The following is a 9746-nucleotide window of genomic DNA, read 5'->3' on the forward strand; positions in this document are numbered from 1 at the left end:
GGGTACGAGGAGCAGCCGCAGCAGCCGGGGTACGAGGAGCAGCCGCAGCAGCCGGGGTACGGCTACCCGCCGCCACAGCAGTAGTCGCCACAGGGGCGGGGAAGGCCGCGCGTTCCACCGGTGGGGTGGAGTGTGCGGCCTTCCCCGCCCCTGTCTGTGCTCAGCAAAGGCTCCGGTCCGGCCGGCGGTGCGCCGCGAGCCGGTGCCGGGAGCCGGTGCCCGCGGGGCGTGCCGGACGGGCCTCAGTCGGCGTCGTGACTGTCCGTCAGCTCGCGGGCCTGCTTGACGTCGTCCGCCATCCGCGCGAGCAGGTCGTCGATGGTGTCGAACTTCTCCATGCCGCGCAGGAAGGCCAGGAAGTCCACGGCCACATGGAGCCCGTAGAGGTCCAGGCCGACCCGGTCGATGGCGTAGGCCTCCACCGTCCGCGTGGTGCCGTCGAAGGTGGGGTTGGTGCCGACCGAGATGGCCGCAGGCATCCGCTCGCCGGCCGCGGTGAGCCAGCCTGCGTACACCCCGTCCGCCGGGATGGCGGTGTGCGGCAGCGTCTCCACATTGGCCGTGGGGTAGCCGAGTTCACGCCCCCGCTGGGCGCCCCGCACCACCAGCCCCTCGACCCGGTGCGGACGGCCCAGCACCTCCGCCGCACGGGCCATGTCGCCCTCCGAGATCAGCCGCCGGGCCAGGGTCGAGGAGAAGGGGTCTCCGCCGCCGGCGTCACCCCGGACGTAGAGGTCGACCACCTCGACGCCGAAGCCGTGCTCCCGTCCGAGTTCGGCCAGCAGCGCCACATCACCCGCCGCCCGGTGCCCGAAGCGGAAGTTGGGACCCTCCACCACCAGCTGTGCGTGCAGACCGTCCACCAGCACCTGGCGGACGAAGTCGGCCGGGGCCTGCTGGGAGAACTCCTGGGTGAACGGCAGGATCAGCACCGCGTCCACACCCAGCTCGCCCATCAGCTCGGCCCGGCGGTGCGGCGCCGCCAGCAGCGGCGGATGGCTGCCGGGGCGGACCACCTCGCTGGGGTGCGGGTCGAAGAAGACCACCACCGAGGCCGCGCCCAGCTCACGGGCGCGCTGCACCGCCCGGCCGATGATCAGCTGGTGCCCCCGGTGCACCCCGTCGAAGGATCCGATGGTGACGACGCTGCGCCCCCAGCCGTCGGGGACTTCCTCCAGGCCACGCCAGCGCTGCACCCTGACCGCTCCTTGTCCGCACACTCGCCTGCCGATCTACCCCCTATAGCCTGCCATGCCCCGGCGCCGCGCCCCGCACCGGAGCGCCCTCCCGCCGCGGGCAGCCCCCGGGTCAGGCGAAGACAGCCAGCGGACGGGCCTGGCCCTGCCGCTCCTCCACCAGGGCCAGGAAGCGGTCCTCGGGGCCGAAGACGGCCACCGGACCGGGCTGGAGGCCGGGGGACTTCAGCCGTACCCCGTTGACCAGCAGCCGGGCCTGGTCGGCGTCGACGTCCCAGCGGGGGAAGGCGGCCGCGGCGGCCTCTCCGATCGGCAGATGGGTGAAGGACTCCTCCAGCTGCTCCAGCGTGGCGGCGTGCTCCAGGGTGTACGGGCCGACCCGGGTCCGCCGCAGCGCGGTGAGATGGCCGCCGACGCCCAGCCCGGCGCCCAGGTCACGGGCGAGCGCCCGGATGTAGGTGCCGGACGAGCAGTCCACCGTGACGTCCAGGTCCAGCAGCGGGGTGCCGTCCTCAGCCGCGGCCTCCCGCCGGTCGTGGACGGTGAACCGGGAGACCGTCACCGGCCGCGCCTTGAGCTCGACCTCCTCGCCCTCGCGCACCAGCGCATAGGACCGCTTGCCGTCGATCTTGATGGCGCTGACCTTGGAGGGCACCTGGAGGATGTCACCGGTGAGGGCCTCGATCCCGGCGGCGACGGCCTCGGGGGTGACCCCGGCCGCGGAGGCGGTGGCGGTCACCTCGCCCTCGGCGTCGTCGGTGACCGTGGTCTGCCCCAGCCGGATGGTGGCCTCGTAGGTCTTGTCGGTCAGCATCAGATGGCCGAGCAGCCGGGTGGCCTTCTCCACCCCGATCACCAGCACTCCGGTGGCCATGGGGTCCAGGGTTCCCGCGTGGCCGACCCGGCGGGTGCCGGCGAGGCGGCGCAGCCGGGCGACCACGCCGTGGGAGGTGATGCCGGCGGGCTTGTCGACGATGACCAGGCCGTCGGGGCCGGTTCCCTTGCGCTTCATGGGTGGTGGCGGCGGGCTCCGGGGCCCGCCTTCCTTTCGGTGGTTCAGCCGACGGGCCGCAGGGCCCGGCGGAAGCGGTCCAGCGTCTGCTCGACGCCGAGGGGGGAGGAGAAGCCGGCTGCGTACACATGGCCGCCGCCGCCCAGCGCCCCGCAGGCCGCGGCGACGTCCACGGCGCCCTTGGAACGGGAGGAGCCGCGCAGGGTGCCGTCCGGGTCCTGCTTGAGCACCAGGGCGACATCGGCCTCCGAGGTGCGCCGCACCACGTCGATCAGGCCCTCGATCTCCTCCACGGTGACGCCGTTGGCGACGAGGTCCGCGTACGGCACCCAGGTCCACACCAGGCCGAGGCCGCCCGCGGCGGCGGGGTCCAGCCGGGCGCGCCCCAGAGCGGCGGAGAGCACCTTGAGGTAGCCGAAGGAGGAGGTGTCCCACAGGGTGCGGGAGATCAGGTCGTGGCGGATGCCGGTGGCCAGCAGCCGGGCGGCGAACTCATGGGTGGCCGGGGTGGTCGCCCGGTACTTGAAGGATCCCGTGTCGGTGGCGACGCCCGTGTAGAGGCAGGTGGCGATCGACTGGTCCAGCGGCACGCCGAGGCGCCGCAGCAGTTCGTCGACCAGCACCGCGGTGGCGGGGGCCGAGGCATCGATCATGGGATGGGTGCCGAAGCCGGGGTTGGAGGCGTGGTGGTCGATGACCACCATGGCCCGGGCAGCGAGGGCCTTCTCGCGCAGCAGGCCCAGCCGGCTCTCCGCGGCGACGTCGAAGGTGATCACCAGATCGGGCCGGTCCGGTACCGCGGCCGCGGGCACCAGCAGTTCCTGACCCGGGAGGAAGGCCAGCGAGGCCGGCACCACCTGCGGGTCGTCCCCGAAGGAGACCCGCACCGTGGCGCCGAGCGACCGCAGGGCCAGGCCCGCCGCCAGGGCCGAACCCAGGGCGTCACCGTCCGGGCAGACATGGCAGATGAGGTCCACCTCGGGGGCGGACCGCACCAGATGGAGCACCTCGGCCCAGGCCCGTTCCCCGGGTGCGGCGGGCCCCTCCGCCGGCTCCGGGGCGGTACGCGGCCGCGGCACTCCGCCGGACTCGCTCCCGGCCCGGCGGCCGGCGACGGCTTGCCGGCCATGGTTATGCGTCCTCGTCGTCGGCGTCACCGCCGGAGCTGCGGTACGGGTCCGCCTCGCCGGCGTAGCTGGCGCCGGCCGCCGCGGTGCGGACCTGGGCGTCGGACATCCGGGCCCGGTCCAGCAGCTCGTCGATGTGGCGGGCGTTGTCGGGCACCGCGTCGGCGACGAAGGTCAGCGACGGGGTGAAGCGCACTCCGGTCTGCCGTCCCACCTCGGAGCGCAGGATGCCCTTGGCGCTCTCCAGTGCGGCGGCGGTGGCGGCCTGCTCGGTCTCGTCACCGTAGACCGTGTAGAAGACGGTGGCCTCCCGCAGGTCCCCGGTGACCCGGGTGTCGGTGATGGTCACAAAGCCCAGGCGCGGGTCCTTGATCCGCCGCTCCAGGGTCTCCGCGACGACCACCTGGATTCGGTCGGCGAGCTTGCGCGCCCTCGCGGTGTCGGTCACGTGTCCTCCTCGTGCTGTGGGCCCGGTACCGGGCGGCGCAGCGGCCGACCGGGGTCCGCCGGGGCCCGTGCCCCAACGTACCGGCCCGCGCCCGCAACCGTGGGGCGCATCCGTTCGTCAGTCATCGTCGCCATGGAACCGTCTCCGTACCGAGAGCAGTTCCACCTCGGGGCGGCCGGCGACCAGCCGCTCGCAGCTGTCCAGGATCTCCCCGATGTGCCCGGCGTCCCCGGACACCACCGCGCAGCCGATCTCGGCTCTGCGGTGCAGCTGCTGGTTCCCGACCTCGGCCGCGCTGACGCCGTACTTGCGCTGCAGCTCGGCCACGATCGGCCGTACGACCGACCGCTTCTCCTTCAGCGAGTGGACGTCGCCGAAGAGCAGATCGAAAGAGAGTGTTCCCACGAACATGTAAGGCAGGCCCAGCCGGCCTGTTGGCCTCGTAGGGTGCCCCCGGAACTGGGGCTTCGTACGCTGAACCGTACACAGCGCGCCCGGGGCCGGTCGACGGATTTCGGGGACTTCCCCTAGCTCCGCCGCCCGGCCCCGGACGACTACCTCAGGCTCACGCCCGCGGCTTCTCGCGCATCTCGAACGTCTCGATGACGTCGTCGACCTTGATGTCGTTGAACGACCCCAGGGTCACACCGGCCTCGAAGCCCTCGCGGACCTCGGTCGCGTCGTCCTTGAAGCGGCGCAGGCCCTCGATGGTGAGGTTCTCCGCCACCACGGCGCCGTCCCGGATGAGGCGGGCCTTGGCGTTGCGGCGGATGAGGCCCTCGCGGACCAGGACACCGGCGATGTTGCCGAACTTGGAGGAGCGGAAGACCTCGCGGATCTCCGCGGAGCCCAGACGGACCTCCTCGTACTCCGGCTTGAGCATGCCCTTGAGGGCCGCCTCGATCTCCTCGATCGCCTGGTAGATGACCGAGTAGTAGCGGATGTCGACGCCCTCGCGGTCGGCCGCGGTCCGTGCACGGCCCTCGGCCCGCACGTTGAAGCCGATGATGATGGCGTCCGAGCCCATCGCCAGGTCCACGTCGGACTCGGTGATCGCACCCACACCGCGGTGCAGGATGCGGAGCTCGACCTCCTCGCCGACGTCCAGCTTGAGCAGCGCGTCCTCCAGGGCCTCCACGGAACCGGAGACATCGCCCTTGATGATGAGGTTGAGCTGCTCGATGCTGCCCGCGGCGATGGCCTTGTCCAGGTCCTCCAGGGAGATCCGGACGCGGCGCTGCGCGAAGGCGGCGTTGCGCTCGCGGGCGGCCCGCTTCTCGGCGATCTGCCGGGCGGTGCGGTCCTCCTCGACGACGATGAAGTTGTCGCCGGCGCGGGGCACCGAGGTGAGACCGAGCACCAGCACCGGACGGGACGGGCCCGCCTCGGAGACGTTGTTGCCGTTCTCGTCGAGCATCGCGCGGACGCGGCCGTAGGCGTCGCCGACGACCATGGAATCGCCGACCCGCAGGGTGCCGCGCTGGACCAGGACGGTCGCCATGGCGCCGCGGCCCTTGTCCAGGTGGGCCTCGATCGCGATGCCCTGGGCGTCCTGCTCGGGGTTGGCGCGCAGGTCGAGCGAGGCGTCGGCGGTGAGGACCACGGCCTCCAGCAGGGAGTCGATGTGCAGACCCTGCTTGGCGGAGATGTCGACGAACATGGTGTCGCCGCCGTACTCCTCGGCCACCAGGCCGAACTCGGTCAGCTGACCGCGGACCTTGACCGGGTCCGCACCCTCGACGTCGATCTTGTTGACCGCGACCACGATCGGCACACCGGCGGCCTTGGCGTGGTTGAGCGCCTCGACCGTCTGCGGCATGACGCCGTCGTTGGCCGCGACCACCAGGATCGCGATGTCGGTGGACTTGGCACCACGGGCACGCATGGCGGTGAACGCCTCGTGACCGGGGGTGTCGATGAAGGTGATGCGGCGCTCCTCGCCGTTCACCTCCGCCGCCACCTGGTAGGCACCGATGTGCTGGGTGATGCCGCCGGCCTCGCCCGCGACCACGTTGGACTTGCGGATCGCGTCCAGCAGTCGGGTCTTACCGTGGTCGACGTGGCCCATGACGGTGACCACCGGCGGACGCGGGGCCAGGAACTCCTCGCCGCCCTCGTTCTCACCGAACTCGATGTCGAACGACTCCAGCAGCTCGCGGTCCTCGTCCTCCGGAGAGACGATCTCCAGGACGAAGCCCATCTCCTCGGCGAGGGTCTCCAGCGTCGCGTCGGAGACCGACTGCGTCGCGGTGACCATCTCACCCAGGTTGAACATCACCGAGACGAGCGCCGCCGGGTTGGCGTTGATCTTCTCAGCGAAGTCCGTCAGCGAGGCACCGCGCGACAGGCGCACGACCTGGCCGTTGCCCCTCGGCAGCATCACACCGCCGATGGACGGGGCCTGCATGGCCTCGTACTCCTGGCGCTTCGCACGCTTCGACTTGCGACCGCGCGCCGGACGACCGCCCGGACCGCGACCGAAGGCACCCTGCGTGCCGCCACGGCCACCCGGGCCGCCGGGACGCCCGCCGAAGCCGCCGGGGCGCGGGCCGCCGAAGCCGCCGCCACCGCCGCCGCCCGGACGCGGGCCGCCGAAGCCGCCGCCGGTACCGGGACGACCGGCACCGCCGCCGCCACCGGGACGGCCGGCGAAGCCGCCGCCACCGCCCGGACGACCGCCCGGACCGCCGGGACGCCCGCCGGGACCGCCCGGACCGCGGCCGCCGGGGCCGGGACGGGGGCCGGCAGCGGGACGCTGCGGCATCATGCCGGGGTTGGGACGCGGCATACCGCTGGGAGTGGGACGCGGGCCCTGCGGCCGCGGCATCCCGCCCGGGGACGGTGCGCCGCCGGGACGCGGAGCGCCACCCTGGCCACCGGGACGCGGAGCACCCGCACCCGGACCGCCGGGACGGGGACCGCCGGGACGCGGAGCGCCGCCCTGGCCACCGGGACGCGGAGCACCCGCACCCGGACCACCCGGACGCGGAGCGCCACCCTGGCCACCGGGACGCGGAGCACCCGCACCGGGACCGCCGGGACGCGGGGCACCCGGGGCGCCGCCCTGACGGCGGTCGCCGCCCGGCCGGGCCATACCGGTGTTGCTGGAGGTGAAGGGGTTGTTCCCCGGACGCGGACCCGACGGGCGCGGACCCGGACGGGCACCGCCCGGACGCGGGGCGTCGGAGCGCGGCGCGGCGTCGGGACGCGGCGCGTCGGGGCGAGGAGCCCGCTCCGCTGCCGCAGCCGGACGGGGCGCCTCGGCCGCGGGCTGTGCGGGCGCCGGCGAGGAGAACTCGGCAGCGGGCGCAGCCGCCGCCGGGCGGGCCGGAGCCGGACGCGGCGCGGGAGACGGGGCCGGCGCAGCCGGCGCAGCCGCGGGACGCGGTGCCGGGCGCGGGCCGGGCGCCGGCGCACCGGCGGCCGGACGCGGCGCGGGCCGCGGACCCGGGGCGGGAGTGGGACGGGCCGCACCGGAGTCACCGGTGGGCTGGGGCGCCGCGGGCTTCCGCGGGCCAGGCTTGGCGGAGGACCGGCCGGAGCCGCCCCCCTGGAAAGCATCAGTCAACTTGCGAACCACCGGCGCCTCGATCGTCGAGGACGCCGAACGGACGAACTCACCCAGCTCGGTGAGCTTGGCCATGACGACCTTGCTCTCCACGCCGAGTTCCTTGGCGAGTTCGTATACCCGGACCTTAGCCACTTCGCTCCTTCTGGTCCGGGGTGGTCGTCCGCCGGACCGTTGCTACTTCATGGGCGTACTCATCGCGTACTCATCGAGTGCTCATCGCAATCTCGACCTACTTCCATCTCGCGAGGTACCTGGTACCGGCGCGCTTGTGCACGCGCCGTGCTCCTTACAGCGAACTCCCCCGCACTCAGCGGGGGCGCTCCTCGATGTGCCGTCTGACCGCCTCGGTGTCGAGCGCGCCCTGCAGGCGGAAGGCCCGCGGGAACGCCCGGCGGCGGACCGCAAGGTCGAGGCATCCCGGGTCGGGGTGCAGATGCGCCCCTCGGCCGGGCAGCGCACCCCGGAGGTCGGGGACGCAGACGCCCTCCACCACCGCAACGCGCAGCAGTTCTTGCTTGGCCGCTCGCCTGCGACAGCCCACACACGTGCGCTCAGGGCATGCACGGGCATGCGTCCGGCCAGACACCACCAAGTCTACCCCTCCAGCCATGCTTCCCGCGGCCCGGTGATTCCACCCCTTGATCTACTGCTGCTCGGTGTCCGGCCGGATGTCGATCCGCCACCCGGTGAGCCTGGCCGCCAGCCGGGCGTTCTGGCCCTCCTTGCCGATGGCCAGCGACAACTGGTAGTCGGGCACGGTCACCCGGGCGGACCGCTGCTGGAGATCGACGATCTCCACCTTGGTCACCCGGGCGGGCGACAGCGCGTTGCCCACCATCTCCGCGGGGTCGTCGGACCAGTCCACGATGTCGATCTTCTCACCGTGCAGCTCGGCCATCACGCTGCGCACCCGGGCGCCCATCGGGCCGATGCAGGCGCCCTTGGCGTTGAGCCCCTGCCGGTGCGAGCGCACCGCGATCTTGCTCCGGTGTCCGGCCTCCCGGGCGATGGCGGTGATCTCCACCGACCCGTCCGCGATCTCCGGGACCTCCAGCGCGAAGAGCTTCTTCACCAGGTTCGGGTGGGTGCGCGACAGCGTCACCGACGGCCCGCGCACCCCGCGCCGCACCGCGACCACATAGGACCGCAGCCGCGTGCCGTGCTTGTAGTCCTCGCCGGGCACCTGCTCCTGCGGCGGCAGGATCGCCTCCAGCTTGCCGATGTCGACCAGCACGTTCTTGGGATCGTTGCCCTGCTGCACCACGCCGGTGACGATGTCGCCCTCGTGTCCGGCGTACTCGCCGAAGGTGCGCTCCTCCTCGGCGTCCCGCAGCCGCTGCAGAATGACCTGCTTGGCCGTGGTCGCCGCGATCCGGCCGAAGCCGCTGGGGGTGTCGTCGAACTCCCGCGGCTCCCCCGCCTCGTCCGCCTCCTCCAGCGCCCACACCGTCACATGGCCGGTCTTGCGGTCCAGCTCCACCCGCGCCTTGGGGCGGGACCCCTCGGTACGGTGGTAGGCGATCAGCAGAGCCGACTCGATCGCCTCCACCAGCAGGTCGAAGGAGATCTCCTTCTCCCGCACCAGCCCGCGCAGGGCACTCATGTCGATGTCCACGGTTACGCCTCCTCGTCCTCGTCTACCTCGTCGGAGGCGTCGATGTGATCGTCCTTGCGGCTGAACTCCACCTGGACCCGCCCCTTGGCGATCTCGGCCCAGCCCAGCCGGCGCTCGGTGGCCCGGCCGCGGCCCTTCACGGGCGGCACCTCCACCAGAACACCCTCGTCGTCTGCTTCCAGCACCCGGCCCAGCAGCTCGCCGCCGGCCGACAGCTGCGCCTTCACCAGGCGCCCCACGGCCCGCCGCCAGTGGCGGGGCTCGGTCAGCGGCCGGTCCACCCCCGGGGAGCCGACCTCCAGCACGTACGGCGCACCGCCCATGGCGTCGGCCTCGTCGAGCGCCTGCCCGATCTCGCGGCTCAGCTCGGCCACGGCGTCCAGCTCCACGCCCCCGTCGGCGTCCACCACGACCTGGAGCTGCCTGCGCCGCCCGGCCTGCGTCACCCGGACCTCTTCCAGATCCAGGCCGCTCCCTGCGGCCAGCGGCTCGATCAGGGCACGCAGCCGCTCGTTCTGGTCGGTGCTCATCCGGGTGACTCCTCGGCCGCGTCTGCTGTTGTCGGAAGCGCTGCAAAGCCTATCCGGTCCACCGGCCAACCGCCGATTCCGTGCACCCGTCCCGGCTACGGCACCCCGCCGTCGACCGCCGCCGCCCCAGCGGGTACCTTCCGCGTATGCAGCCCAGGCGTGCCCTACTCCTCGGTGGAGCGGCCCTCGCACTCACCTCCTGCTCGGACTCCACCCCGGCAGCACCCGCCGCCCCCCGGGCCACCAC

9 protein-coding genes are annotated in these 9746 nt (G+C 73.2%); all 9 read right to left on the reverse strand.

Going from position 1 to position 9746, the window contains the following annotated elements; genetic code table 11:
- Nucleotides 1-242: 242 nt before the first annotated feature.
- The 9 genes from AOK09_RS29200 to rimP all read right to left on the reverse strand — a co-directional run bounded on the left by AOK09_RS29200 (nucleotide 243) and on the right by rimP (nucleotide 9499).
- Nucleotides 243-1196, reverse strand: a complete 954-nt coding sequence (locus AOK09_RS29200) for a bifunctional riboflavin kinase/FAD synthetase (RefSeq protein WP_055590244.1) — start codon at nucleotides 1194-1196, stop codon at nucleotides 243-245.
- Between the two features lie 112 nt (nucleotides 1197-1308).
- Complete coding sequence (gene truB / locus AOK09_RS29205; protein ID WP_055590245.1) at nucleotides 1309-2208, reverse strand: tRNA pseudouridine(55) synthase TruB; 900 nt, start codon at nucleotides 2206-2208, stop codon at nucleotides 1309-1311.
- 44 nt (nucleotides 2209-2252) lie between these two features.
- Nucleotides 2253-3287, reverse strand: a complete 1035-nt coding sequence (locus AOK09_RS29210) for a DHH family phosphoesterase (RefSeq protein ID WP_055590246.1) — start codon at nucleotides 3285-3287, stop codon at nucleotides 2253-2255.
- 52 nt (nucleotides 3288-3339) lie between these two features.
- Nucleotides 3340-3783 (reverse strand): 30S ribosome-binding factor RbfA, encoded by a 444-nt coding sequence (gene rbfA, locus AOK09_RS29215; protein ID WP_055590247.1) that lies wholly within the window; start codon nucleotides 3781-3783, stop codon nucleotides 3340-3342.
- A 117-nt stretch (nucleotides 3784-3900) separates the two neighbouring features.
- Nucleotides 3901-4194, reverse strand: a complete 294-nt coding sequence (locus AOK09_RS29220; RefSeq protein ID WP_055590248.1) for a DUF503 domain-containing protein — start codon at nucleotides 4192-4194, stop codon at nucleotides 3901-3903.
- Between the two features lie 154 nt (nucleotides 4195-4348).
- Nucleotides 4349-7486 carry a translation initiation factor IF-2 gene (infB, locus tag AOK09_RS29225; protein WP_055590249.1) on the reverse strand — a complete coding sequence of 1046 codons (3138 nt, stop codon included), beginning with the start codon at nucleotides 7484-7486 and terminating at the stop codon, nucleotides 4349-4351.
- 175 nt (nucleotides 7487-7661) lie between these two features.
- The gene (locus AOK09_RS29230; RefSeq protein ID WP_055590252.1) at nucleotides 7662-7940 is read right to left on the reverse strand and encodes a YlxR family protein; all 279 of its coding nucleotides are present in this window, start codon (nucleotides 7938-7940) and stop codon (nucleotides 7662-7664) included.
- A gap of 57 nt (nucleotides 7941-7997) precedes the next feature.
- A complete protein-coding gene (gene nusA, locus AOK09_RS29235) occupies nucleotides 7998-8969 on the reverse strand; it encodes a transcription termination factor NusA (protein WP_055590250.1) in 972 nt (323 codons plus the stop codon).
- Nucleotides 8970-8971: 2 nt separating this feature from the next.
- Nucleotides 8972-9499, reverse strand: a complete 528-nt coding sequence (gene rimP, locus AOK09_RS29240; protein WP_055590251.1) for a ribosome maturation factor RimP — start codon at nucleotides 9497-9499, stop codon at nucleotides 8972-8974.
- Nucleotides 9500-9746 lie beyond the last annotated feature (247 nt).

It is taken from the genome of Peterkaempfera griseoplana (genome assembly GCF_001418575.1).
Taxonomy (GTDB): domain Bacteria; phylum Actinomycetota; class Actinomycetes; order Streptomycetales; family Streptomycetaceae; genus Peterkaempfera; species Peterkaempfera griseoplana.